Here is a 24,655-nt window from a genome sequence, read left to right as displayed (position 1 = left end):
CGAAGCGCGCAGCCTTGCCGGGCGCGACGCTCCCCCAGTCGCCGGAGTTCACCCGAGCCTGCTCGGCGAGCTCGGCCTCGAGGCGTTCCTCTTCGGTGAGCATGTCGGGGGTGCTCATGCGTCCACCCTCCTCAGTCCGCGTCGCATTCTCATGCGTCGACGCCTAGCTGCGACTCGACGATCTCGCGGTAGGTCCTGTTCGACTCCCGCAGCTCGTCGTGCGTGCCGACGCCGACGACGCGGCCCTGGTCGAGCACGACGATGCGGTCGGCGCCGGTGATCGTCGACACGCGCTGCGCGACGACGATCTTCGTCACCTCGGGCAGTCGTCTCCACAGCGCGGCGCGCAGGCGCGCGTCGGTGGAGAGATCGAGTGCCGAGAACGAGTCGTCGAACACGAGCACCTTCGGCCGGTGCACGATCGCGCGGGCGATGGCGAGCCGCTGTCGCTGCCCGCCCGAGACGTTCGTGCCGCCCTGGGCGATGCGCGACTGCAGGCCGTCCTCCTTCTCGAGGACGAAGTCGCGCGCCTGGGCGATCTCCAGCGCCTCCCACAGCTCCTCATCCGTGGCGTCCTCACGCCCGAAGCGCAGGTTGGAGGCGATGGTGCCGGTGAACAGGAACGGCCGCTGCGGAACGAGGCCGATGCCCTCCCACAGCATGTCGGGGTCGGCCTCGCGCACATCGACACCGGCGACGCGCACGGCGCCCGAGGTGACGTCGAACAGGCGCGGGATGAGCGAGACGAGCGTCGACTTGCCGGACCCGGTCGAGCCCACGATCGCCACGGTCTCCCCCGGGGCGGCGTGGAACGAGATGTCCTGCAGGACCGGCTCCTCGGCGCCGGGGTAGGCGAAGGTGACCCGGTCGAACTCGACGGTCCCGGGTCGCGGGAACTCCTGCACCGGGTCGGCGGGCGGGGTCAGCGAGCTCGAGGCATCCAGCACCTCTCCGATGCGCTCGGCCGACACGGCCGCCCTCGGGATCATGATCGTCATGAAGCTCGCCATGAGCACGCCCATCAGGATCTGGCCGACGTACTGCATGAACGCGAAGAGCGTGCCGATCTCGACCTCGCCGGCGTCGACCGCGATGCCGCCGAACCAGATCACCCCGACGATCGTGACGTTGAGCACGAGCATCGCCAGCGGGAACAGCAGCACGAACAGCGACCCGACCTTGCGCCCCACGACCATGATGTCGGTGTTCGCCTCGCGGAACCGCTCCTCCTCGATGCGCTCGCGCACGAACGCGCGCACGACGCGCACGCCGGTGAGCTGCTCGCGCATGATGCGGTTCACCGCGTCGAGCTTCGCCTGGTACTGACGGAACAGCGGCACCATGCGGCTGATGATGAGGATCGCCACCAGCAGCAGCGCCGGGACCGAGACCGCGATGAGCCAGCTGAGCCCGACGTCCTGCTGCAGCGCCATGATGACGCCGCCGATCGCGAGCAGCGGCGCGGTGACGAGCATCGTGGCGCCCATCATGGCGAGCATCTGCACCTGCTGGACGTCGTTCGTGTTGCGGGTGATGAGCGACCCGGCGCCGAACTGCGAGACCTCGCGTTCGGAGAAGGAGCTCACGCGGTGGAACACGTCGCGGCGGATGTCGCGGCCGGTCGCCATGGCCGCGCGCGCCGCGAAGAAGGTCGCGATCACGGCGGTGACGATCTGGCCGAGCGAGATCCCGAGCATGAGGACGCCGTGCGACCAGATGTAGCCGATGTCGGCACGGGCCACGCCGTTGTCGATGATGTCGGCGTTCAGCCGCGGCAGGTACAGCGCAGCCAGCGCCGAGGCGAACTGGAAGACGAGCACCGCCAGCAGCAGCCAGCGATAGGTCTTGAGGTAGCGGTAGAGGAGCTTCCCGAGCACGCGTTCTCCCGGACGGTGAAAAGCGCCGGATTCGGCGCGCCATAAAGCATGGCACGGATCTGCGACATCCTGTTCCGCCCAGCGCGAACCGCACGGGAAGCGAGGTGTCGGGCAGGACCCGCCGACATCGATCCAACGGGCTCGCTGGCGGTACGACGTGCCGGTGTGCCGGATCAGGGCACCGCAACGCCGGCGGCGGCGAACTCCTCACGCATGATCGGGACCGACGCCTCGAACGCGTCGAGCCCGAGGACGCTGGAGATCTCCATGACCTCCAGAATCTGCCCCACCGTCGCCCCGTGGTCGAGTGCGTTGCGGATGTGGAGTTTCGTCCCGGGCACGTAGAGATGGGTCGCGGCGATGTCGTACGAGATGTAGATGAGCTCCTTCTCCGCGGGCGTCAGCACGCCGGTGTTCCACGGGACGGAGGAGAACTTCAGGTACGCCGCGAACATCTCGGGGTCGAGTTCGAGCATGTCGTTCCAGAACTCGTGCCAGTAGCCGCGCACCTTCGTGAACTCCGCCTTCAGCTCCTCCTGCCGCGCGGTGAGCGGGGCCGATTCGGAGCGACCGCGCTCCTCGAGCACTTCGACCAGCAGCGGCACCCCGATGTTCATCGTGTGGATGCCCAGCGTCGACGCCAGCTCGAGGACCTCGACGATCTCCTCAGGCGTCGCGCCGAGTGCGATGGCCCGCCGCATGTGACGTCGGACGCCAGGCAGGTGCCGATGCGTCGCCGCCGCGTTCCACGACAGGTAGCACAGCTGCTTGAACTTGTCGGACAGGTGATTCTTCTGCCACGGCACCTCGTACAGGTCGAGAGCGGCCGAGACGAATTCGGGATCGATCGCGAGGACCGTCTCCCACGTCTCGCTCCATTCGCCGTGTCGGGCGAGGTGACGAGCCTTGATCTGATGCTGATCTTCGGTGAGCTCCATGTGCGCTCCTCCAGGACGGGCGCGACGTCGCGCCGAGTGGCGGGTGTCAGTCTCCCGCGCGGATGTGCTGCAACGCCGACACCGACGCCGCACGGATGTGCTCGGTCGTGCGCTGCGCTGCCAGCGGGGCGTCGCGTGCTGCGATCGCCTCGACGATGCCGCGCAGCTCGCGGACGGCGGCGAATGTGCGTCCTTCCTCGGAGAGCGAGGTTGCCCGCAGGATCTGGACGCGTGCCTGGATGCCTTCGAGCAGCTGCTGCAGGACAGCGCTGCCGGCTCCCTCGATGAGGACGACGTAGAACTGGTCCTTCGCGGCCAGGATGGTGCGGATGTCGGCGGTGCGGATGGAGGCGTCTTCGAATCCCTGGACCGCGGCCTCGAGCCGCCGCACCTGCTGGTCGCTCGCACGTTCCACGAAACGCTGCACGACGAGCGACTCCAGCCCGGCGCGCACCTCGTACAGATCGACGGCGTCATCGGGGTCGGGGGTCGCCACGACCGCACCGCGCTGCGGCACGACGGTGACGAGTCCTTCCGAGGTCAGCTCGCGAAGCGCTTCGCGCACCGTGGTACGCGAAACGCCGAGCTGCTCCATCAACTCGCGTTCGACCAGCCGCTGGCCCGGCTGGAGCTTGAAGTCGAGGATCGCCTGGCGCAGCGCCTGGATCACCTGCTCGCGCAGCGGCGCGGCGACGCGACCGACCGGCTCGACGCTCCAGGACTCCGCCAGCGAGTTCGCCCGTGCCATCCATTCTCCTCTTGTGCGACCGACATCTTGTCCGACGTTTTCTACTGCATCCTATGTCCCTCCCCTGTCGTGGACCCACTTCGCCACTTCGGTGTGGTCGGCGTGTTCGCCGAGGTCAGCGGCTGCTTCCGCCCACAGATCGACGGTGTCGGCTCCCAACCGGCTCGGAACCCCGACCTGCTCGGCGAGCGCCACAGCGATCCGCATGTCTTTGAGCATGAGGCGGAGTCCGAAGCCGGAGTCGTACCGTCCGGGGAGGATGAAGTTCGGCCACTTGTTCTCCGTCGAGCCGCTGCGACCGCTCGACCCGTTGAACACGGCGAGCATGGTCTGTGGGTCGAGCCCGAACCGCTCCCCCGCGATCATCGCCTCGGACGTGATCCACAGATGCGTCGCCGACAGGAGGTTGTTGAGCGCCTTCATCGCGTGTCCGGCACCGACGGGTCCGACGTGGATGACGCTGCTGCCGAGCTCGGTCAGGACGGGGCGGACTCGAGCGACCGCCCCTGCTCCGCCGCCGGCGATGATGGTGAGCGAGCCCTCAACCGCACCCTTCACACCACCCGACACTGGAGCGTCGACCAGCTCGATGCCGCGGGCATCCAGCTGCGCCGCCAGGGCCCTCGTCGACCACGGCTCGGAGGAGCTCATGTCGACGATGAGCATCCCCGGGCGCAGGTGCTCGCTCAGGCCGGGATCGGCCAGGACTGCACCCACGACTCCGGAGTCCGGCAGGATCAGGACGACGATCTCGCTGTGCCGCGCGACGTCCGCCAGGTCGTCCGCGACCGCTCCTCCCGCTGCCCGGAGCTGCTCCCGCCGCGTCGCATCCACGTCGAATCCGGTGACCCGCATGCCCGCAGCCACGAGCCTCGACGACATCGGCAGCCCCATGTTGCCCAGGCCGACGAACCCGATGCGATCGCTCATGATCGCGACTCCGCGATGACCCGTTCGGCGACGCGGAACGACTCCAGCGCCGCAGGCGCCCCGACGTAGATGGCGGTCTGCATGAGCACCTCCTGGATCTCGCTCTCGGTGACGCCGTTGTTGAGCGCACCGCGCACGTGCACGGCCAGCTCGTGCAGCCGGTTGAGCGCGGTCAGCGTCGCGATGTTCACAAGGCTGCGGGTGCCGCGCGGCAGTCCGTCGCGGCTCCACACCGCGCCCCAGCAGTACTCGGTCACGAACTCCTGGATCGGGCGGGAGAACTCCGACACCTGCGAGAGCGAGCGGTCCACGTGAGCGTCGCCGAGCACCTCGCGACGCACCTGCATACCGCGCTCGAACGTCTCGCGGTGGGTCGAGTCGGATGTCATCGGGTGTGCCCTTCGTCAGGATGGTCTGCGGCGTAGTCGACGTCGGAGACCTCTTCGTGCCACACGGTGGCACCGAGGGAGATGGCCGTGTGGGTGAGGAAGCTGTCGGGAGCAGCACCGTGCCAATGACGCTCACCAGGCGGCACCCACACCCAGTCGCCAGGTCGCAGCCGCTCCGGCTCGAGCCCCTCCGTGCAGATGAGCCCGTACCCGGCGTCGACGCGGAGGATCTGCCCGTTCTCATGGTGATGCCAGTGGGTTCGGGAGCCGGGCGTGAAGGTGATGGTGTTGATGATGACGCCGTCGGTGGCGGGCAGGATCGAGTCTCCCGTGGCGGTCCCCGTGAAGCGAGAAGCCTTCGCGGGAGGGATGCGCGTCTCGTTGGCGTGTCGGATGATCATGTCGGTTCCTCCGTCCGGTCGTGGAGTCGGACGCCGCCGGAGATGTCTCCGATCGCGTCGACGACGGTGTTGCTGATCTGCTCCGCGTAGCCGAGCTGGCGGGCGAGTCCGAAGGATGCGATCGGGCCGGCTGCATTGAGACCGGCGACGCCGAGCTCGGCGACCAGCTCGGCGTAGAGCGCGACGTCCTTCAGCATCAGGGTGTTCGTGAGACCCCCCTTGAGGTAGTCGCCCTGGATGATCTTGGGAAAGCGGTTGAGGGTGGCGAAGTTCACTCCCGAGCTGTTGTTGAGCACGTCGAGTACGGTCGCCAGATCCAATCCCGCTTTCTTCGCGGCGACCATCACCTCCGCGGTCGCCGACAGCGCGACGGCGTTCAGGAAGTTGTTGAGCAGTTTCGTCGTGTGTCCCGCTCCCGGTCCGCCCACGTGGAAGACGTTGCTGGCGAACGGGGCGACGTGCGGTCGCACTCGATCGAGCGCCGCAGCGTCACCGCCCACCATGAGTGTCAGCCTTCCCGCCTCCGCCGCTGCCGCGCCCCCGGAGATTCCCGCGTCGAGATACGCGACGCCGCGTTCGGCCGCGAGGCCGTGAAGCCGCCGAGTCGACGACGGAGATGACGTGCTGAGATCCACCAGGACAGTGCCGTCGCGGGCGGCGGCGATGACGCCGTCCTCGCCGAGCGCGACCGCCTCCACGATGTGGCTGTCCGGCAATGAGAAGAACACGATGTCCGAGGCTGCGGCGACCTGCGCCGCCGAGGACGCCGGTGTCGCCCCCGCCTCCTCGGCGGCGCCCGCACGGGGATCGTGCCCCAGGACGACGACTCCGGCGTCGGTCAGTCGGCGGGCCATTCTGCCGCCCATGTTTCCCAGTCCGATGAAGCCGATCGCGGTCATGATGATGCGCCCCGCCCCTCCTCTTCGCGCGGCCAGTTGCCGCTGCCACGGTAGAGCGGCTCGTCGACCGCTCTGGTGTCCCACGCGCCCGCCCCGCCCGACGGCCGGACGGTGTTCACGATGGTCGCCCCGCCATCGGCGCTCACGATATGCCCGGTGACGTAGGCGGCGTCGTCGCTGAGCAGGAATGCCGCCACCGCCGCGATCTCGTCGGGGGTGCCCGCACGGCGCAGCGGCGTCGTGGTCGCCCTCGCAGTCATGTCGTCCTTGCCGCCGAGTGTCTGTGCCGCCGAGGCGAACAGCTCGGTCGGCACGATCCCCGGCGCCACGGCGTTGACCCGGATGCCGAGCGGCCCCCCGTAGACCGCGCCGCCGTGCACGAGCCCGGCCACGGCGTGCTTCGAGACGTGATAGGCAAGCAGATCCGCGGATCCGGTCAGGCTCGCGATCGAGGCGGTCAGCACGATGGCACCCGCACGGCGCTGGGCGCTGAACTGGCGGAACGCCGCCCGCATGCCGAGGAACTGGCCGCTCACGTTCACCGCCATGACCTGCTCGAACTCGGCCGCCGTCAGGTCGGGCAGCGGGACGAACGAGCCGAACACGCCCGCGTTGAGGTGGTGGTGGTCCACTCTTCCGAAACGGGCCACCGCCCGCCGCATGTACTCGGCGACATCCTGTTCGGATGCGACATCGGCGCGGACGACGAGCGACTCCTCTTCTAGGCTCTCGGCCACCGCCTGCGCGCCGTCCTCGTCCACGTCGACCAGCACGATGCGCGCCCCCTCGGCGGACAGCCGCCGCGCGGACGCGCGGCCGAGTCCGCTCGCCGCCCCGGTGACGACGACGACGGTGCCGTCGAAACGCCCCCTCATGACAACCGCCCGATCACAGCCGCCGCCCCTTCGAGCGGCGGGCCGTACGGAGCGAACAGATCAAGGGTTGCGGGATCGTGTCCCGGCACGAGATGCTCCACCACCCCGTCCGCGACGAGTTCGCGGATGCGGTCGAATCCGGCGTACATCTCGACCAGGTCGGCGACGGCCATGAAGGGCAGATCCCGCTCGTACTCCTCCAGATAATGGACTGCGTCGGAGGCCAGCAGCACCGGCCCCTCGCCCGTCTGCACGAGGACCACTGCCTGACCGGGCGTGTGTCCGCCGAGCCGGATCATCTCGATGCCCGGCGCGACCCGGATACGGTCTTCGAAGAAGTCGATCCGGCCGGAGCGCTCCGCCTCGACGAGCTGGGCGATGTCGGCATCCTCGACCGAATGATGGAACTGTGCTCGGCGGGCGAACGGACCCACCCAGAAGTCGAACTCCGCCCGTGCCATGACGATGCGGGAGCCCGGGAAATGACCGATCTGGCCGGTGTGGTCATAGTGGCCGTGGGTGAGCAGGATGTCCGGCGCGGTGTCCGGATGTATCCCCAGCCGGCCCCACGCCTCGGTCGGCGGCAGGAGCGTGGTGCGATCGCGTCGGGCGCCGCCCTCGGCTGAGAAGCCGGTGTCCACAAGCACGGTGCGCTCCGCATTGCGCACGACCCAGACGAAGTAGTCCATCCCGATCGGCGCGTCCGGCAGTCCGTAGACGCCGTAATTGAGGAAGACGTCGCTGCGCTTCGTCTGGCGCGTGCCGTACCGCACGATCACCACCTCATAGCGGTCCGCGCTCATGGCCGACCTCCCGTCCCGTGTCTGTGACCCTGCCATCGTCTCGCCCTCACCCCAGATACGCGTCGATCAGCGCGCGTCCCTCCGCGCCCATCTCGTCCGCACGTCCCTCGTCCACGATGCGTCCGCCGTACACGACGTAGATTCGATCGCACACTTCCAGCGCGAGATCGACACGCTGCTCGACGAGCAGGATCGAGCGGTACTGCTCTCGGAGGCGGCGCAGCGCGGCGGTGAGATCGGCGACCGCGAGCGGCGCGAGACCCAGCGACGGTTCGTCCAGGAGCATCAGCGCCGGGTCGCTCATCATCATGCGCCCGATCGCCACCATCTGCTGCTCACCGCCGGAGAGTGCGGTGGCATCGCGGTCCCGATACCTCTTGAGCACGGGGAAAAGGTCGAACACGTCCTGCAGCAGCCGGCTCGTGCGGTCGCGATCGCGGCGCAGCCGTATCCCGCCCAGCCGGAGGTTGTCCTCCACGCTCTGCCCTTCGAAGAGCCGGCGCCCCTCGGGCACCATCGCCGCCAGACCCCGCGCCACCCGGTGCGGGGACATGCGCGTCACATCCGTGCCTTCGATGGCGATCCGGCCGCGGCGATGTTTCAGCAGACCCATGATCGCGCGCAGGACGGTCGTCTTGCCGGCACCGTTCGGCCCCAGGATCGCGACCGCCTCGCCGCGGGCCACCCGGAACGAGATGTCGTGGATGACGTCGAACCGGTCGTATCCGCCGGCCAGCCCCTCGATGACGAGTGCGTCGTTCGTGTCGTTCATTGCCCCAGGTACACCTCCCGCACACGTTCATCGGCTCGCACCGTCGCCGCCGGACCGCTCGTGACCAGCTCGCCCGCGGCGAGCACCGTGACCTCGTCACAGTTGTCGAAGATGAAGCGGGTCTGGTGCTCGATCACGATCACCGTGACGCCGCGCTCTCGCAGCCGGTGCAGGATGTCGGTGACGTGGGTGATCTCGGCGCCGGACAGGCCCGCCAGGGGCTCGTCGAGCACCAGCACGCGAGGGTCCGACACAGTCGACGACGCGAGTTGGGTGAGCTGGTCGACGCCGTGCGGCACGTCCTGCACCGCCCGCCCCCGCCACGACGGGTCCAGTCCGACCGATCCCAGCGCGCTCGACGCGCGTTCGCGCATCCGGCGTGCGTCCCGCCAGGCGCCTGGCAGCACCGCCCACAGCGGCGCCCGTGCGGCGATGCCCGGAACCGTGCTGTACAGGCCGACCGTGGTGTTCTCCAGCACCGAGAGCTCGCGTACGAGAACCGCGCTCTGGAAGGTGCGCATGAAGCCGCGCGAGGGGCGGGATGCCGCGCCGAGGCGCTCCACGCGGCGACCTTCGATCTCGATGTCGCCCCGCTGCGCGCGCAGTTCGCCGGAGAGGATGTTCACCAGGGTCGACTTGCCGGAGCCGTTCGGTCCGATCAGACCGTGTATGGTTCCGCGGCGCACCATGATGTCGACGTCCCGCAGGACCGGAACCCCGGGCACGTAGCTGTAGCTGACGCCGCGCGCAGCCAGCGCGACCGCATCGCGGCTCCCGGCTGCGTCGGTGCCGCTTTCGGCCTCGGTGGCCCGCGGATCCGCGGCCGCGGCGGGGGCGATCGCCTGCGGCGCCGACCCCGGCTCGGGGCGTCGCGCCCGCCGCAGCCGGCGGACGCCGTCCGCCCACACCCCGACCAGGCCGCGCGGGAAGAAGACGATGACGAGCACGAACACGGCACCGAACACGAGTTCCTGCCAGAACGGATCGATCTTGACGACGAAGGGGAATACGCCCACCAGCACGGCCCCGAGGATCGGACCCCATCGGGTGTTGATTCCGCCGATGATCACCATCACGAGGATGTTGACCGACTGGACCCAGCCGAACTGTCCAGGCGACTGATACACGAGGAACGAGAAGGCCCACCCCGCCATGCCGGCCAGTCCCGCCGAGACGGCGAACATGCCCACCTTGATCAGCGAGGTGCGCACGCCGTTGGCGCGGGCATAAGGCTCCGCGTCACGGACCGCGAGCAGCACGGGGTACAGCGCGGAAGAGCGGATGCTCCAGACCACCCCCACCGCGACGAGGAGCACTGCTGCGACCATCCACACGGTCGAGCGGCCCAGCACCTCCTGCACTTCGCGCGGGAACATCGGGAAGAGCGGGCCGGGGAGGCCCTGCAGCCCCATCGTCCACGACGAATTGCTGAGCACGACGTAGACGATGATGGTGAAGATGAACGTGGTGATGGCGAAATAGAGACCGCTGACGCGCAGCGAGAGGGCTCCGAGCACGGCACCCACCAGACCCGCTGCCACGATCACGATCGGAAGCAGCAGGAACACGTCGATGTCGAGGGCGCGGCTCAGCAGCGTCGTGCCGTAGGCGCCGATCGCGAACAGACCCGCGTGTCCGAGTGAATACAGGCCGACCGCACCGGCGACCAGATCGAGGCTGACTGCAAGGACGATGTAGACGGCGGTGACGGTCACGATGCTCTGGAGGCCGAAGTCGGCGCGGGCGAAGGCCCACGTCGCGGCGGCCAACGCGGTCAGCAGGACGACGTTTCCGATCCAGCGGCGGTTCTGACGCACCTCGGTCATGCGCTCACCTCCGACCGCACCCGGCGCCGTCCGAGAAGGCGGCGCACGTCCGCACCCGACGCGAAGATGCCGTTGGGCGTGAGCAGGAGCACTAGGAGCACCAGCACGAACGGGAACCAATCCGACGCCTGCGCACCGATGTAGGAGTTCGCCGCGACGGAGAGCACACCCAGCACCAGGCCGCCGCCCATTGCGGCCGCGGGCCGCGAGATGCCGCCGATCATGAGGGCGATGAAGCCGAAGATGCCGTACGTGTCGCCGAGATACGGGTTGCCGTAAGTGATCGGGCCGACGAGGATTCCGGCGAGACCGGCGAGGAACCCGCCGGTGGCGAAGGCGCCGACGGCGTACGCGCCGACATCGGCGCCGATGGCGGATGCCATCTCCGGATCGGTCGAGATCGCCATGCCGATCTTTCCGAGCAGCGTCCTGCGCCGGATCAGTTCCCAGACGACGATCGCGAGCACCCCGACGATGAGGATCGCCAGCTCCTGGGCAGTGATGGTCGCGCCGGGCAACCGGATCGCGAACTGGTGCCAGCCTCGCGGAAAGGGTTGCGACGCCGGGCCGAAGATGATGGCGAAGATGGACTGCAGAACGATCGCGACGCCCAGTGTGCTCACCAGCCACGCGAAGCTCAGCCGGTCGTAGCGCAGCACAGGGCGCACCGCGACGTAGTAGGTCGCGACACCGAGCATGGTGGTTGCGGCGACCGCCAGTCCCATCGCGAGCGCTTCCGGCATCCCGGCCTGCACCAAGCCCACCGTGATCAGAATGGACACCATCAGCAGCTGGCCGGTCGCGAAGTTGACGACCTTCGTGACGTAGAACACGACGGCGAACGCCATCGCGACCAGGCCGTAGATGGCGCCGATCGTGAGACCGGACAACAGGATCTGCAGCATCTCACCCTTTCGGATCTCGCAGGGACATGGGCGCCCTCGGCGGGGTCGAGCCCCGCCGAGGGCGGTGACTCATTCGATGGGCTCCCACTCCTTCGCCTCGTAGTTCCACTGGACCATCGTCAGCTGCTCCTTGTTGATGGTCGTGTGGATCTGCTCGGTGAAGGTGAGCTTCCCCGTCAGGCCGTCGAAGTCGGTGAGCTTGTTGAGCCCGGCCCGGATGGTCTCCGGGTCGGTGGCGCCGTCCGCCTCTTCGATGACCTGCTTGAGGATGTAGACGGCGTCATAGCTCAGCTCCGCGAAGGGGCCGGGCTCGAGGCCGTCGAACAGTTCGCGGTACTCCGCCTGCCAGGCCTGCAGCCGATCGTTCGGGTAGACATCCGAGGTCAGCAGCGCCGAGATCATGCCGTCGCCCTCAGGGCCGGCGAGGTCGACGAACGTCGAGTCGGCGTTGGTCACGTCGTTGCCGAGCACGATGAGGTCGTCGATGCCGAGCGAGGCGATCTCCTGCATGAAGGCCGCCTCGTCGCCCGGGGTCAGCCACACCTCTACACAGCTGGCGCCGGAATCGACGATCTTCTGGATCTCTGCGTCGAGGTTCACGGTCGCTCCGCTGGACCAGTTCTCGGTGATCGACTCGACATACACGAAGTCGTGGCCCGTCTCCTCGAACACCATCTCGAACCCCGCGAGGCCACCGAGACCGTACGTCGTCGGATCGTGCAGCATGGCGAGCCCGTTCGGGCAGTTGTCGATCGACCACTCCGCGAGCTTTCCACCCCAGGCGAAGGTGTTGAGAGACGTGCTGAACGTCCACGCGTACGGCGGCTCGTCCGGCCCGTTCGGATAGACGGTCAATCCGCCGTCATCGACCGCGCCCAGCACCGGAACCTGCATCTGGTCCCCCAGCGCTGCGGTCGTGGGGCCGGTGTCAGGCGATCCGAGGATGGCGACCGCGCCGTCGCTCACGAACTGCTGGAACAGCTGCGACGACTTCGTCGCGTCGGCGGCGTCGTCGTCCCAGATGAACTCGATCTGGCGGCCGGCGATGCCACCGGCCTCGTTGATCTCGTCGACGGCCATCTGCGTGCCGTTGATGACCGCGATGCCGACGGCGCCGTACGCTCCGGTCGTCCCGGCGATGCCGCCGACGACGATCGGATCGCCGTCTCCGGATGGCGTCGGGCTGCCGCCGCTGGAACAGCCGGCGAGGGCTGTGATCGATGCGACCGCGAGCGCGGCCGCCCAGGTGATTCGCTTCATTGCTGAACCTCTCTCTTGTCTCGGGTGTGCGCGCCGTCTTCAGCGCGACGGGGGTGTCACTGAGCGAGATATCCGCCGTCGACGACGAGGGACGTGCCGGTGACGTAGCTGGCCTCATCGCTTGCGAGGAAGAGCACCGCGTAGGCGGTCTCGCGCGGGACGCCGGGGCGCCCGAGGACGGTGCCGGCGATCAGCGCGGCGTTGATGTCCTCCGCCTGGTTCTCGTTCATCGGCGACAGGATGTATCCGGGGTGCAGCGAGTTGCATCGCACACCGTCCTTGCCGTGGGTTGTCGCGATGTTCTTGCTGACGTTGAGGATCGCGCCCTTGGCCGCCTGGTAGGCGAACGAGCTCGGCACGCCGCCGAGGCCCCAGATCGACGACACGTTCACGATCGACCCGCCGCCCTGGTCGATCATGTGGGGCAGGACCTTCTTCGATCCGAGGAAGATGCTCTTCAGATCGATGTCCAGCACACGATCCCACTGCTCGAGAGTGGTCTCGAGAATCGGCTCGTACTCGCACACCGCGGCGTTGTTTATCAGCACGTCGAGACGGCCGTGAGCGGCGATGATGCCATCCACCACGCGGTCCCAGTCCTCCGGGCTGGTGACGTCCATCTTCTGGAATTCGACCCGGCTTCCCTCGGGCTCGCGCGGATCGAGCACGTCTCCCGAGATCACGGCAGCCGCTCCTTCCGCGAGGAACAGCTCCGCCATCGCCCGTCCCTGGCCGCGCGAAGCGCCGGTGACGAGGGCAACCTTTCCCTTCATCCGATCGACCATGTGTCTCCCTTTCTTCGTCCGATCCGGTCTTCGAGGCTCGCCGTCATGTCGGTTTCAAGAACCGTCGCGACAAGGTGGAGAGCCCGACGGCGATGATGAGGATCCCGCCGCTGAACACCTGCTGCGCCCACGATGGAGCGCCGAAGATGCTGAGTCCGTTGAATCCGACGGAGATCACCAGTACGCCGATCAGCGTCCCCACGATGTGGAACTCGCCGTCGCGCAGCGTCGCCGAGCCGAGGAACACGGCTGCGAAGGCGTCCAGCAGATAGCCGTCGGCGGCGGCGAGGGTGCCGCTGCCCAGCAGCGACGAGAGCATCACCCCGGTGAGGGCTGCGCACACACCGGCAGTCGCGAAGGCGAAGATCTTGATGCGATCGACGCGGATGCCGGACAATCGTGCCGCTTCCTGGTTCCCGCCCACCGCCTGCATGCGGATCCCGAGGTTCGTCTTGTTCAGGATCACCCACAGGATGCCGAGGACGATCACCATGATGGGGATCGAGTTCGGGATGCCGGGCAGAAGCCGACCGAGCGAGATCACCGAGAACTCGACGGGGATGTTCGTGACGATCGGGAACGGGCTGTACGCGAATCCGAGCCCCGTCAGGACAGTGCCGACCCCGAGCGTTGCGATGACAGCACTGATTCGGGCCTTCGTCACGAGCAGGCCGTTCACCGATCCGATCACCCCGCCGATGATCAGCATGAGCGGGACGGCGACCCAGATCGGCAGGCCCTGCAGCGCCATGAACCCGACCACGAGGAGCCCGGCGAAGCTCGCCGTATAGCCGATGCTGAGGTCGAACTCCCCGACCACGAGCGCCATCGTCAGACCGGCGGCGATGATCGCCGTGAGTGAGCCCTGCGCGAGGATGTTCGTGAAGTTCTGCAGGTTGAAGAACGCGGCGGGCGCGCGCGCCGTGAACAGGATGATCATCAGCGCGAGTCCGATGAGCGTCCCATAGCGGGACAGAATGAGCAGCGTCATCTGGCCCGGGGTTCGCGCACGCCGAGTCGAGCCGGTGGGCGCCGGTGCGATCGGGGCGGTCGTCTGTGTCATCTGCTCACTTCCTCGGTTGCATAGGTAGTGCCGTAACTGAGCTCGACGAGGTTCTTCTCGGTGATGTCTTCGCCTTCGAGCTCGCCGGTGACCAGTCCTTCGTGCAGCACGACGACGCGGTCGCACAGCATCGCGAGCTCTTCGACGTCCGAGGAGATCACGACGGTCGCGACACCGCGGTCCGCGATGTCACGGATGGCGGTATGGATCTCGTCGCGCGCACCGACGTCCACGCCGCGGGAAGGCTCGTCGAAGAAGATCACCTTGTTGCCCGGAAGCAGCCATCGCGCGATCACGACCTTCTGCTGGTTGCCGCCGGAGAGGCGTCCCACCTTCTCGCCTGGTCCTTCGGTCTTGACCGAGAGCTCCCGAATGACGTCCAGGGTGCGGTTTCTCGCACGGCGATCGCTGACGAAGGGCAGGGTGGCGACGTAGCGGAGCCGGTCGAGTGCGGCCAGGCTCGCGTTGAAGCTCACCGACTTGTCGAGCAGCAGCGCCTGCGAACGCCTCTCCTCGGGGATGAGCGCGACACCGTGCCGCACCGCCTCGGCGACCGAGGTGGGTGTGAACGTGCTTCCGCCCAGGACGAAGTGGCCGCCGTCGAGCTTCGCCGCACCGAAGGCCAGGCGTGCCACCTCGGTGCGGCCTGCCCCCACCAGACCGCCCAGGCCCAGCACCTCGCCCGCGTATACGTCGAACGACACGTCGCGCACCATGGGCAGGTCCGAGACGTGCACAGCCTGAAAGATCGGCGCGGTGCGGGTCACGGCGGTTCGGGCGCGACGCGCTGTCGGCTGCACATCGCGCCCGACGATCGCGCGGATGAGCCCCCGGCGATCGAGGTCACCGCGGACGGTCGAGTCGGTCACCCGTCCGTCACGGAAGACGGTGATGCGGTCTGACAGCTCGAGGACCTCGTCCAGCCGGTGGGAGACGTACAGGATCGAGACGCCGGCCGCTGTCAGCTCCCGGATGATCCGGAACAGCGCTTCGCTCTCATGATCGGACAGCGATGCGGTCGGTTCATCCATCGCGATGAAGGAGGCATTCTGCACCAGGGCACGAGCGATCATGACGAGCCAGCGGTCGCCGACGGAGAGTTCTTCCACCCGCACATCCAGCGGGAAGGTCGCGCCGATCCTGTCAAGGGCGCGCTTCGCGATGGCACGCGCTTCGCGGTTGCGGAGGATGCCGAGCGTCGCGGGGAGATCGATCCCCAACAGGATGTTGTCCACCGCGTTGAAATGCGGCACGAGGTTCAGCTCCTGATGGATGAATGCGAGACCTGCGCGTTCCGCGTCCCGCGGGGAGTCGAAGGTCACCGGGACACCGTCGAGGACGATCTCGCCTTCGTCAGGCCTGATGACCCCGGCGAGGCAGCGGATGAGGGTGGATTTTCCCGCCCCGTTTGCTCCCACGAGTCCGTGGACCTCTCCGCGGTGGATGTCGATGTCCACCGCGGAGAGGGCAACGGCGCCGCCGTAGCGCTTGCTGAGCGCGCGCACCCGCAGACCGGCACCACCCTCGACGTCTCGGGGAATGTCGTCGATCATGGGTTCAGCGCGTCCGGGTGGTCGGCCAGGAACTGGTCGATGTTGTCGGCCGTCACGACCACACCGGGCACGTCGATCGTCTTCTGTTCCCACGTGGCGGGATCATCCAGATAGTCGATGGCAGCCTGCATCATCTCCGCGCCCTCCGTCTCGCCGTCCTGCCAGACGACCTGCCGGATCGTGCCGTTCTGGACGGCCTGCAGCGCCTGCGGACCGCCGTTGATCGAGTAGACCCAGACGTCGTCCCGGTTCGACTGCTGCAGGGCGGCGACCGCGCCGATCGCCGGCTCATCCCACGAGCCCCAGACGGCGAGCGGCCCGCTGCCCTCCGGGTTGGAGGCAAGCCACGCGGACGTGAAGCGAGTCCCGTCCTCGACCTGACCGGGGATTGCCACTTCGTTGCGCGTCACTTCGAGGGACGTCAGAGGAGCCACCGTGTCGTCGAACGCGTAGCCGCGGTACAGACACAGCACGCCGGTGTGGTAGGTCAGTGCCAGGATGGACCCTTCTTCGCCGAAGTCCTCCAGCAGCGCGTCGATCGAGTCCTGACCCACCTTGCGCGCGCTGGTCGTGGCGACGATGCCCGCCCCCAGCTCGCCGCCCCAGCTGACCACGGGGATGTCGGCAGCCTGCGCCGCTTGAAGCCCTGCCTGCAGGGCCGTGGTCTGGAACGCCATCACCGCGATGGCATCCATCTTCTGCGTCGTCGAGTATGTGATCATGGCCGCATTGGCGGCTTCGACGCTGCCGTTGGTGTCGGTGACCTGCACTGCCCAGCCGTTCTCCTCGGCGACTTCGGTCACGCCCTTGATGACGGCGGCGTTGAGAGCGTCGGTCGCGACGAGCGCGACGACGCCGATGGTCTTCTGCCCGTCATCTGTAGGCGTCGGCGCCCCGGCATCGCCGGCGCACGCCGCCAGGCTCAACGCGAGAGCAGCGACCGCCGCGATCGCAAGAATCCGCTTCATTGCATTCCCCTTGCTGTCATTGATAGACCGTGCGATTGTCGTACAATCTGTCAATATCTAGACAGAGCGAGAATCATCTGTCAAGAGAGGTGTCTGCGATCATCACCATTGACTCAGATTGTCCGACGATCGTATAGTCATGCGGGATGGGCCCGATCCATCGGTCGAACGAAGGGGTTCTGTGATGTCCGAAAACGCACTCTCGGTGTGGTCGGTGAAGTACGGCGAGCGCGTCGTCCGTAAGAGCGACGTGTTCCACGACTACGCGTCGTATGGTCTGCCGGACGGCGACCTCGACATGGATTACAACTTCTGGGTGGTGCGCGACGGCGAGACGGTCATGCTCGTGGACACCGGCTATGACATCCCGAAGCGGGATTGGCTGGGTGAGATCTCCGTCACGCCCACCCCGAGAGGACTGGAGATCCTCGGTATCGATCCGGCCGAGGTCTCGATGGTCGTCACCAGCCACTATCACTACGACCACATCGGCTACCTGGGCCTCTTCACGAACGCGAAGGTGGTCTCGGGTCGCGCCGAACACGACTACTGGTTCGCCAAGGAGGCGGCGGACGAGCTGGACGGAGAGTTCTCGACGCCGGATGACCTCGCCGCCGTGCATCGAGCCGAGGAGGAGGGCCGACTGATCCTGGTGGACGAGCCGACCGAGGTCTATCCCGGGATCACGGTCTATCCCGTCGGCGGCCACTGCCCCGGTGAGCTGCTGACCCGCATCGACACGGCCTCGGGAGGCATCATCCTCACCGTCGACGCCGCACACTTCTACGAGCAGATCGAACACGAGTGGCCCTTCTTCGCGTTCACCGATCTCGACGAGATGAAGGCGGGCCTGTCGTTCATCAACGAGCTGGCGAAGCAGACCGGCGCGACTGTGGTCCCGGGGCACGACGGGCGCACCCGCGACCGCTTCCCCGCGGCGCCGGGCGCTGCCGGCGAGATCGCCACGGTGCTCGCCTGAAGGGCTCGATATGGCTCTGACGGCACGGCAGCAGGAGATCAAGGCCGAGTTCGAGCGGGTGCACGGCGCGTGGGACGACTCATGGCAGGCTGTGCTGGCGCTGGACCCGGAGTTCCTCGCCGCCTACCTGGACTTCGCCGGCGTCCCCCACCGCAAGCAGCACCTCGACGCGAAGACCCGGGCGTTCATGGCGCTCGCGGTGGACGCCGCAACCACGCACCTGCACGGACCGGGCATCCGGCGGCACATCGAGGCCGCGCGGGCCGCGGGCGCCACGGCCGCCGAGATCATGGAGGTGCTCGAGTGCACGGCGACGCTCAGCATCCACGCCATGAACGTCGGGGTGCCGGTGCTGGTCGAAGTCCTCGAGGAACGCGGTGAGCGCCCGACGCCCGCGCCGCTGACGGAGTACCAGGAGCACGTCAAGGAGGAGTTCACCCGCGATCGCGGCTACTGGAACCCGACCTGGGACGAGATGCTCGAGTTCGACCCCGAGCTGCTTGAGGCGTACACGACGTTCTCCGCGTATCCGTGGCGCCACGGATCGCTGTCGCCGAAGCTGCGGGAGTTCGTGTACATCGCATTCGATACGTCGTCCACGCACCTGTACCGCGTGGGCCTGAAGCTCCACATCGAGAATGCGCTCGGATACGGTGCGACCCCGCAGGAGATCCTCGAGATCATGGAGATCGCGAGCACCATAGGCATGCACTCCGTGACCACGGCGGCCCCCATCCTGCTCGAGCTCGCGACCGAGGGGTGAGACGTGCTCAAGCGCCTCGCCGCGGCTGCGGCGACCGCGTCGCTGCTCCTGATCGCCACCGGCTGCGGGGCGGCGCCGGTAGGTCACGGCGAGCTGCGTGTGCTCGGCACCTGGACGGGTGCTGTCGGCCCGGAGGGCGACGGTGTGCTCGCCATGGTGGTGACCGACGCCGCGCACGCGACGTTCACAGGCAGCGCGACCTTCTCGGCATCGGGGTTGCCGTCGACCGCGCGGATGCGGGCGGAGCTGACGCCGCACGGCCACCTGGTGGCTCACATCGGCGACGACGCGACGGTCGAGGCGCACATCACCGACGAACGCACGCTCGACTATTGCTTCGTGCGATACGGAACGGATCCGGTGTACGCCTGCGGTCGCCTGACCCGCGAGGAATGACGGAAGCTCACCCCTCGGCCGGTGTCGCCGCGGCGAGCTCCGCGTCCTGCTCGGTGGCGACCAGCTGCCCGCAGGCGCCGTCGATCTCCTTGCCGCGGGTGTCGCGGAGGGTGGTGGGGATGCCCTTGGCTTCGAGCCGGCGGACGAACTCGTCCTGCGCGGCCCTGGTGGAGGCGGTCCAGATCGAACCCGGCGTGGGGTTGAGCGGGATCGGGTTGACGTGCACCCAGCCGCGCCCGCGCGCATTGAGCTTGTCGCCGAGCAGGTCGGCGCGCCAGCCGTGGTCGTTCATGTCCCGGATGAGGGCGTACTCGATCGAGACCCGACGGCCTGTGGCGTCGAAGTAGGCGCGCGCGGCATCGAGCGCCTCGTCCACCCTCCACCGCGAGTTCACCGGGATGAGCTCGTCGCGCAGCTCGTCGTCGGGGGCGTGCAGCGAGAGCGCGAACGTCACCGGGATGCCCTCCCCGGCGAGCTTCGCGATCGCCGGGACGAGGCCCACCGTCGAGACGGTGACGCCGCGGGCGCTCATGCCGAGACCGTGCTTCTTGTCGGTCATCACGCGTACGGCCTGCATGACCCGCGCGTAGTTGGCCAGGGGCTCGCCCATGCCCATGAAGACGATGTTCGTGACCCGCCCCTCCCCGCGCAGCAGAGCGTTCGCGCGCACGACCTGCTCGACGATCTCGGCCGCGGACATGTTGCGGGTGAGCCCCGCCTGGCCGGTGGCGCAGAAGGGGCAGTTCATGCCGCAGCCGGCCTGCGACGACACGCACAGCGTGATGCGCCCGGGGTAGCGCATGAGCACCGATTCGACGAGCGCGCCGTCGTGCAGCTTGTAGAGGAACTTGATCGTGTCGCCGCTGTCGGTCTGCAGGCGGCGGACCTCGGTCAGCAGCGGCGGCAGCAGGGCGTGGACGAACTCCTCGCGGCCGGCGGCGGGCAGATCCGTCATGTCGGCGGGGTCGTGGGTGAAGTGCTGGAACCAGTGCTTCTCGAGCTGCCGGGCGCGGAAGCCCGGCATCCCGAGCTCCTTCACCTTCTCGACGCGCTGCTCGGGCGTGAGGTCGGCGAGGTGGGCCGGGGGCCTGCCCCGTCGAGGGGCGGCGAACTGCAGCAGCGGGCGCCCGGAGGCATCCGTCTTCTGCGTCCAGCCCTCGGTCGCGGGACGCACCTGCCGCAGCTTCTCGGTCATGGACTCAGGGTATCGAGCCGCCGCTGACCGCGGCCTGAGGAGAACAATGGATGCCGTGGACGACGCGCAGGAGCGGGAGCTCGCCGTGCTGCGCCGTCGCGCCTACGGGCCCGACGCCGACATCGACACCGACCCGGTGGCGCGGGCGCGGCTCATCGAGCTGGAGGAGCGGCTGCGCGGGCGGGATGCCGGCGAGCCCGCCGCTCCCCCGGACGCCGATGGGCCGGCTCCCCCGGCTCGACGGCGCCCCGCGTGGCACACCGCGCTCGTCGTCACGTGCGCGGCGGCCGCGATCGTGCTCGGGGTGATCGCGGGAACGGCGCCGCATGCGGGCGAGGGCGTCGTGCTCGTGGACGCGCGGACGGGCGTGAGGATCACGGACTCCGTGATCGCCGGGTTCGTGACCTCGCCGCACACGCGGCTGCTGCTGTCGATCCCCCTGGACGGCTCGTTCGGCGACTACGTCGACCTGCCCGCGAGGGCCGCGCCCCACCTGCCCGACTCCAGTCCCGCGCGGTGGCTCGATCGCCTCGGCAGCTACTACGTCGAGCAGCTGTGGATCGGCCGGACCGAAGCGGGCAGGGCCTGCCTGGTCGTCGAGCTCGGCGACACGACGCGCGGGCGATGCATCGACCCGGCGGACTTCGACGACGGCAGCCTGCTCGTCGCCGTGCCGCACGCCGAGCTGAGCGAGCGCCCCGACGGCATGCGCCCCGGCGAGAGCCTCGGGTTCTGGTGGCGCCCGGGCGGGCGGGTCGACGTGCTCGTGGGTCCGGCGCCCGGCGGCGGGTGACGTGACCGGTCGCGTCCGCGCGCCGTGGGCTCAGTCCAGGAAGATGTCGGGGAACAGCTGGTCGTCGGGGGTGCCGGGCACGGCGGCGTAACCCGAGAAGTCGGTGACGCCGGCCTGTTCGAGCACGTCTTCGACCACGAGGGTCTGTCCGGTCAGCTCGCGCGACGGCGTCGTGAGGACGGCATGCGCGGCATCCGCATAGATCTCCGGCGTGCGGCTCACCTTCATCATCGCGTCGCCGCCGAGGGCGAACTGCACCGCGGCGGTCGCGATCGTGGTCCGCGGCCACAGGGTGTTGGCGGCGATGCCGTCGCGCGCGAACTCCGCGGCCAGTCCCAGCGTGACCATCGTCATCCCGTACTTGGCGAGGGTGTAGCCGGTGTGCGCGCCGAGCCACTTCGGCGAGAGGTTCAGCGGGGGCGACAGCGACAGGATGTGCGGATCGGCCGCCTCCTTCAGCATCGGGATCGCCGCGCGCGACAGCATGAACGTGCCGCGCACGTTGACGTCCTGCATGAGGTCATACTTCTTCGCCGAGAGGTCGAGCGAGCGCGACAGGTCGATCACCGACGCGTTGTTGACGACGATGTCGATGCCGCCGAACTCTCCCCTCGTCTTGAGCACCGCCGCGGTGATGTCGGCGTCGATGCGCACGTCGCCGACGATCGGGAGGGCGTTGCCGCCGGCGGCGCGGATCGCCTCGGCGGCGGTGTGCACCGTTCCCTCGAGCTTGGGATGCGGGGTGTCGGTCTTGGCCAGCAGCGCGATGTTGGCGCCGTCGCGTGCGGCGCGCAGTGCGATGGCGAGGCCGATGCCGCGGCTGCCGCCCGACATGAGGACGGTCTTGCCGGCGAGGGATCGGCCCTCGCCCCCGGAGGCTCCGGGCGACGCGCCGGCGGCAGCGGAAGGGGGCGTGGGGGTCATGAGGTCTCCTGCGATGGGGCGGGGGCGGACGCGCGGCGCGCGGATGCCTCGGCGAACGCCGCGATCCGGGCCCGCGCCTCGGGGGTGTCGTAGGCGGCGCCGATGGTGCGCGCCTCCTCGGCGAGCTGTTCGGCGAACGAGCGAGCAGGCTGCGAGCGCACGAGGCGCTTGGCCTGCCCGTACGCGCGATGGGCGCCGGTCAACCAGAACCGGGCGACCTCGTCGGCGCGGGCGCGGACGGCATCCGCGGTGGCGGCGGCGTCCGCGCCGTCGACGACCTCGGCGACCAGGCCCCACTCGAGGGCCTCCGGTGCGGTGAGCAGCCGGTCCTGCAGCACCAGCTGCAGCGCCCGGCGCTCGCCCACCGCGCGGGCCAGGTGGGCGGAGACCGACAGGTCGGGGGTGAGCCCGATGTTCGCGTACTGGCTGCCGATCCTCGAGTTCGCGCCGACGACCGCATAGTCCGACGACAGCAGGATGCCCAGTCCGCCGCCGGCGGTCGTGCCGTGCGCGGCGGCGACGACCGGGATCGCGGACTCTGCGAGGGCTCGGATGCCGGTGTTGATGACCTCCGCGAACGCCGTGAGGTCGGCGCCCGAGCCGACCGTCGCCGCCATGGCGATCACGTCGCCGCCGGCGCAGAACGCGGGGCCGGCGGCATCCACCACGATCGCTCCCACGTCGTCTCGTGCGACCACCTCGGTCGTTGCCTGCGCCCACCCGCGGGCCAGCTCATCATCGAAGGCGTTGAGCCGCTTCGGCCGGTTCAGGGTGAGCCGTGCGAGCCCGTCGACGACCGAGACGAGGATCGGACCCGACGCGTCGGTCATCGCGGCGCCATCCGGATCGCGCCGTCGAGGCGGATGGTCTCGCCGTTGAGGTAGTCGTTCTCGACGATGTGCATGACGAGGGCGGCATACTCGTCGGGCCGGCCCAGCCGCGACGGATACGGCACCTGCTGGCCGAGCGACTCCTGCGCGGCCTCGGGCAGACCCTTGAGCATCGGGGTCTCCATGATGCCCGGCGCGATGGTGCACATGCGGATGCCGTACCGGGCGAGCTCGCGTGCGATGGGCAGGGTCATCGCGTGCACGCCGCCCTTGCTGGCCGAGTACGCGGGCTGGCCGATCTGGCCGTCGAAGGCCGCGACGCTCGCGGTGCTGACGATGACGCCGCGGCCGCCGCTGTGCGGGTCCGGGTCGCTGGCCGCCATGGCCGAGGCGGCCTGGGCGGTGACGTTGAACGTGCCGACGAGGTTGACGCGGATGATCTTCTCGAAGTCCGCGAGGCTCGCCGGGCTGCCGTCGCGGCCGAGCACCTTCGCCGGCGGCGCGATGCCCGCGCAGTTCACGACGACGCGCAGCGGGCCCTGGGTCTCGGCGGCGGCGACGGCGGCGCGGACCTGCTCTTCGCTGGTCACATCGGCGGGCTCGAACAGGCCCCCCAGTTCGGCGGCGACCTCGGCGCCGGCGGAGCCGGGCAGGTCGACGATCGTGACGACGGCGCCGGCGGCCGCGAGGCGACGGGCGGTGGCAAGGCCCAGCCCGCTGGCGCCGCCGGTGACGAGGGCAGCGGCTCTGTCGATGTGCATGGGTTCTCCTTCGAATCAGCCGTTCCAGGCTACCGGTGGCCGCAGGGCGCATCCGGGGGCAGACTGGCGGCATGCAGATCCGCGTGAAGCGCGTCTACGACCAGGCCGCGCCGGAGGACGGCTTGCGGGTGCTGGTGGATCGGCTGTGGCCGCGCGGCGTCTCAAAGGAGCGCGCGCGCCTGGACCTGTGGGCGAAGGATGCCGCGCCGTCCGCGCAGCTGCGGGTCGCCTTCCACCACGACGGCATGAGCTGGCCGGAATTCGAGGCGGCGTACCGCGCAGAGCTCGCGGCCAATCCCGCGGTGGACCGCCTGCGCGAACAGATCGCGACGCATCCGGTCGTCACCCTGCTCTACGGGTCGCACGACGAGGAGCACAACGGCGCGATGGTGCTCCGCGATCACCTGGTGCCCTGACTCAGCCGGTCAGCGCCGGGTTCCACGCGCCCACGGCGATCGCCACGCCCACGGCGGTGCCCGAGATCGCGGCGCCTGCCAGCAGCAGCAGCACGTCTCCCGCCCCGAAGCGCGACGGCCGTGCCCAGGTGCGACGGCGGGATGCCCCGAGCCCGCGTGCCTCCATGGCCACCGCGAGCGCGGACCCCCGCCGGATCGAGAGGACCAGCAGCGCGAACGCCATGCCCAGCAGCCGCCGCAGCCGCCCCCGATCGGCGACGCCGCGCGCCCGGCGGGCGAGGGCGAGCGCCCGCCAGTCGTCGGCGAGCAGACCGAGCATCCGCATGCCGGCGAGGGCCCCGAGCACGAAGCGAGCGGGCAGGCGCACCAGCTGCGCCAGGCCGTCGGCCAGGTCGGTCGGGTCGACGGTCGCGAACAGCACGACCGCCGGCAGGCCGATCGCGAGCACGCGGAACATCGCCGCCAGGGCGAGGACCAGCGAGCCCTCGCTGATGCGCACGACGAACCATTCGAAGAACACGGTCCCCGCCGGGGCGCCGTACAGCGCGATGGTCACGCCCGCCAGCGGCGCGGCGATCCACACCGGCAGGGTGCGCAGCCAGAACT

At 69.0% G+C, this 24,655-nt stretch carries 26 protein-coding genes and 1 pseudogene; 5 read left to right on the top strand and 22 right to left on the bottom strand.

Annotation, left to right across the window (positions count from 1 at the left end; all coding sequences use genetic code 11):
• Positions 1-149: 149 nt before the first annotated feature.
• The 17 genes and pseudogenes from ACIWQI_RS14100 to ACIWQI_RS14020 form a co-directional block, all read right to left on the bottom strand.
• On the bottom strand, positions 150-1,877 hold the full coding sequence (locus ACIWQI_RS14100) for an ABC transporter ATP-binding protein (RefSeq protein WP_396658340.1): 1,728 nt from the start codon (positions 1,875-1,877) through the stop codon (positions 150-152).
• 173 nt (positions 1,878-2,050) lie between these two features.
• Positions 2,051-2,815 carry a carboxymuconolactone decarboxylase family protein gene (locus ACIWQI_RS14095; RefSeq protein ID WP_396658338.1) on the bottom strand — a complete coding sequence of 255 codons (765 nt, stop codon included), beginning with the start codon at positions 2,813-2,815 and terminating at the stop codon, positions 2,051-2,053.
• Between the two features lie 46 nt (positions 2,816-2,861).
• Complete coding sequence (locus ACIWQI_RS14090) at positions 2,862-3,563, bottom strand: GntR family transcriptional regulator (protein ID WP_396658336.1); 702 nt, start codon at positions 3,561-3,563, stop codon at positions 2,862-2,864.
• Positions 3,564-3,614: 51 nt separating this feature from the next.
• Positions 3,615-4,508: pseudogene (locus tag ACIWQI_RS14085) on the bottom strand (NAD(P)-dependent oxidoreductase); the annotation flags it as partial.
• Positions 4,490-4,882, bottom strand: a complete 393-nt coding sequence (gene pcaC / locus ACIWQI_RS14080) for a 4-carboxymuconolactone decarboxylase (protein WP_396658334.1) — start codon at positions 4,880-4,882, stop codon at positions 4,490-4,492. The pseudogene ACIWQI_RS14085 and the gene pcaC, both read right to left, overlap by 19 nt.
• Positions 4,879-5,283 carry a cupin domain-containing protein gene (locus ACIWQI_RS14075; RefSeq protein WP_396658332.1) on the bottom strand — a complete coding sequence of 135 codons (405 nt, stop codon included), beginning with the start codon at positions 5,281-5,283 and terminating at the stop codon, positions 4,879-4,881. The genes pcaC and ACIWQI_RS14075 overlap by 4 nt, the downstream gene beginning before the upstream one ends.
• Entirely contained in the window at positions 5,280-6,182 is a 903-nt protein-coding gene (locus ACIWQI_RS14070; protein WP_396658331.1) for an NAD(P)-dependent oxidoreductase, read from the bottom strand. Before ACIWQI_RS14070 ends, ACIWQI_RS14075 begins: the two co-directional genes overlap by 4 nt.
• Entirely contained in the window at positions 6,179-7,057 is an 879-nt protein-coding gene (locus ACIWQI_RS14065) for an SDR family NAD(P)-dependent oxidoreductase (protein ID WP_396658330.1), read from the bottom strand. Before ACIWQI_RS14065 ends, ACIWQI_RS14070 begins: the two co-directional genes overlap by 4 nt.
• Positions 7,054-7,860, bottom strand: a complete 807-nt coding sequence (locus ACIWQI_RS14060) for an N-acyl homoserine lactonase family protein (protein WP_396658328.1) — start codon at positions 7,858-7,860, stop codon at positions 7,054-7,056. The genes ACIWQI_RS14065 and ACIWQI_RS14060 overlap by 4 nt, the downstream gene beginning before the upstream one ends.
• A 46-nt stretch (positions 7,861-7,906) precedes the next feature.
• Positions 7,907-8,632: an ABC transporter ATP-binding protein gene (locus ACIWQI_RS14055; protein ID WP_396658326.1), complete on the bottom strand. Its 726-nt coding sequence runs from the start codon at positions 8,630-8,632 to the stop codon at positions 7,907-7,909.
• Entirely contained in the window at positions 8,629-10,458 is a 1,830-nt protein-coding gene (locus tag ACIWQI_RS14050; RefSeq protein WP_396658324.1) for an ATP-binding cassette domain-containing protein, read from the bottom strand. The genes ACIWQI_RS14055 and ACIWQI_RS14050 overlap by 4 nt, the downstream gene beginning before the upstream one ends.
• On the bottom strand, positions 10,455-11,363 hold the full coding sequence (locus tag ACIWQI_RS14045) for a branched-chain amino acid ABC transporter permease (RefSeq protein ID WP_396658323.1): 909 nt from the start codon (positions 11,361-11,363) through the stop codon (positions 10,455-10,457). Before ACIWQI_RS14045 ends, ACIWQI_RS14050 begins: the two co-directional genes overlap by 4 nt.
• A 69-nt stretch (positions 11,364-11,432) precedes the next feature.
• A complete protein-coding gene (locus tag ACIWQI_RS14040; RefSeq protein ID WP_396658322.1) occupies positions 11,433-12,623 on the bottom strand; it encodes an ABC transporter substrate-binding protein in 1,191 nt (396 codons plus the stop codon).
• Between the two features lie 56 nt (positions 12,624-12,679).
• Positions 12,680-13,396 carry an SDR family NAD(P)-dependent oxidoreductase gene (locus tag ACIWQI_RS14035; RefSeq protein WP_396658320.1) on the bottom strand — a complete coding sequence of 239 codons (717 nt, stop codon included), beginning with the start codon at positions 13,394-13,396 and terminating at the stop codon, positions 12,680-12,682.
• A 55-nt stretch (positions 13,397-13,451) separates the two neighbouring features.
• The gene (locus tag ACIWQI_RS14030) at positions 13,452-14,471 is read right to left on the bottom strand and encodes an ABC transporter permease (RefSeq protein ID WP_396658318.1); all 1,020 of its coding nucleotides are present in this window, start codon (positions 14,469-14,471) and stop codon (positions 13,452-13,454) included.
• Positions 14,468-16,024: a sugar ABC transporter ATP-binding protein gene (locus tag ACIWQI_RS14025; RefSeq protein ID WP_396658317.1), complete on the bottom strand. Its 1,557-nt coding sequence runs from the start codon at positions 16,022-16,024 to the stop codon at positions 14,468-14,470. The genes ACIWQI_RS14030 and ACIWQI_RS14025 overlap by 4 nt, the downstream gene beginning before the upstream one ends.
• A complete protein-coding gene (locus ACIWQI_RS14020) occupies positions 16,021-16,992 on the bottom strand; it encodes a sugar ABC transporter substrate-binding protein (RefSeq protein ID WP_396658315.1) in 972 nt (323 codons plus the stop codon). Before ACIWQI_RS14020 ends, ACIWQI_RS14025 begins: the two co-directional genes overlap by 4 nt.
• Positions 16,993-17,176: 184 nt before the next feature.
• Here ACIWQI_RS14020 and ACIWQI_RS14015 point away from each other — a divergent pair, with 184 nt between their 5' ends.
• From ACIWQI_RS14015 to ACIWQI_RS14005, 3 genes are read left to right on the top strand one after another with little or no spacing between them, the layout of a single operon-like run.
• Positions 17,177-17,971 (top strand): N-acyl homoserine lactonase family protein, encoded by a 795-nt coding sequence (locus tag ACIWQI_RS14015; protein WP_396658313.1) that lies wholly within the window; start codon positions 17,177-17,179, stop codon positions 17,969-17,971.
• A gap of 10 nt (positions 17,972-17,981) precedes the next feature.
• Complete coding sequence (locus ACIWQI_RS14010; RefSeq protein WP_396658311.1) at positions 17,982-18,734, top strand: carboxymuconolactone decarboxylase family protein; 753 nt, start codon at positions 17,982-17,984, stop codon at positions 18,732-18,734.
• Positions 18,735-18,737: 3 nt separating this feature from the next.
• Entirely contained in the window at positions 18,738-19,130 is a 393-nt protein-coding gene (locus ACIWQI_RS14005) for a hypothetical protein (RefSeq protein WP_396658310.1), read from the top strand.
• A 7-nt stretch (positions 19,131-19,137) separates the two neighbouring features.
• On the opposite strand, the gene rlmN is transcribed toward ACIWQI_RS14005, so the two are convergent.
• Positions 19,138-20,325 (bottom strand): 23S rRNA (adenine(2503)-C(2))-methyltransferase RlmN, encoded by a 1,188-nt coding sequence (gene rlmN, locus ACIWQI_RS14000; RefSeq protein ID WP_396658309.1) that lies wholly within the window; start codon positions 20,323-20,325, stop codon positions 19,138-19,140.
• Positions 20,326-20,371: 46 nt separating this feature from the next.
• Between rlmN and ACIWQI_RS13995 the strand changes: the two genes are divergently transcribed.
• Positions 20,372-21,118, top strand: coding sequence for a hypothetical protein (locus ACIWQI_RS13995; protein ID WP_396658307.1), 747 nt, complete (start codon positions 20,372-20,374; stop codon positions 21,116-21,118).
• A gap of 30 nt (positions 21,119-21,148) precedes the next feature.
• Here the strand turns inward: ACIWQI_RS13995 and ACIWQI_RS13990 are convergent, their stop codons facing one another.
• The 3 genes from ACIWQI_RS13990 to ACIWQI_RS13980 are packed head-to-tail and all read right to left on the bottom strand — an operon-like array spanning position 21,149 to position 23,633.
• Entirely contained in the window at positions 21,149-22,042 is an 894-nt protein-coding gene (locus tag ACIWQI_RS13990) for an SDR family oxidoreductase (protein ID WP_396658305.1), read from the bottom strand.
• Positions 22,039-22,872 carry an enoyl-CoA hydratase/isomerase family protein gene (locus tag ACIWQI_RS13985; protein WP_396658303.1) on the bottom strand — a complete coding sequence of 278 codons (834 nt, stop codon included), beginning with the start codon at positions 22,870-22,872 and terminating at the stop codon, positions 22,039-22,041. Before ACIWQI_RS13985 ends, ACIWQI_RS13990 begins: the two co-directional genes overlap by 4 nt.
• Positions 22,869-23,633: an SDR family NAD(P)-dependent oxidoreductase gene (locus ACIWQI_RS13980; RefSeq protein WP_396658301.1), complete on the bottom strand. Its 765-nt coding sequence runs from the start codon at positions 23,631-23,633 to the stop codon at positions 22,869-22,871. The genes ACIWQI_RS13985 and ACIWQI_RS13980 overlap by 4 nt, the downstream gene beginning before the upstream one ends.
• A 71-nt stretch (positions 23,634-23,704) precedes the next feature.
• Here ACIWQI_RS13980 and ACIWQI_RS13975 point away from each other — a divergent pair, with 71 nt between their 5' ends.
• Positions 23,705-24,049, top strand: a complete 345-nt coding sequence (locus ACIWQI_RS13975; RefSeq protein ID WP_396658299.1) for a DUF488 domain-containing protein — start codon at positions 23,705-23,707, stop codon at positions 24,047-24,049.
• 1 nt (position 24,050) lies between these two features.
• Here the strand turns inward: ACIWQI_RS13975 and ACIWQI_RS13970 are convergent.
• On the bottom strand, positions 24,051-24,655 hold a 605-nt coding region (locus ACIWQI_RS13970), incomplete at its 5' end, for an energy-coupling factor transporter transmembrane component T family protein (protein ID WP_396658297.1).

Origin of the sequence: Microbacterium sp. (assembly GCF_044508325.1) — a bacterium.
Classification (GTDB): Bacteria; Actinomycetota; Actinomycetes; order Actinomycetales; family Microbacteriaceae; genus Microbacterium.
Note: the sequence above shows the minus strand (reverse complement) of the source record. Positions and strands in the feature narration are given on the sequence as shown.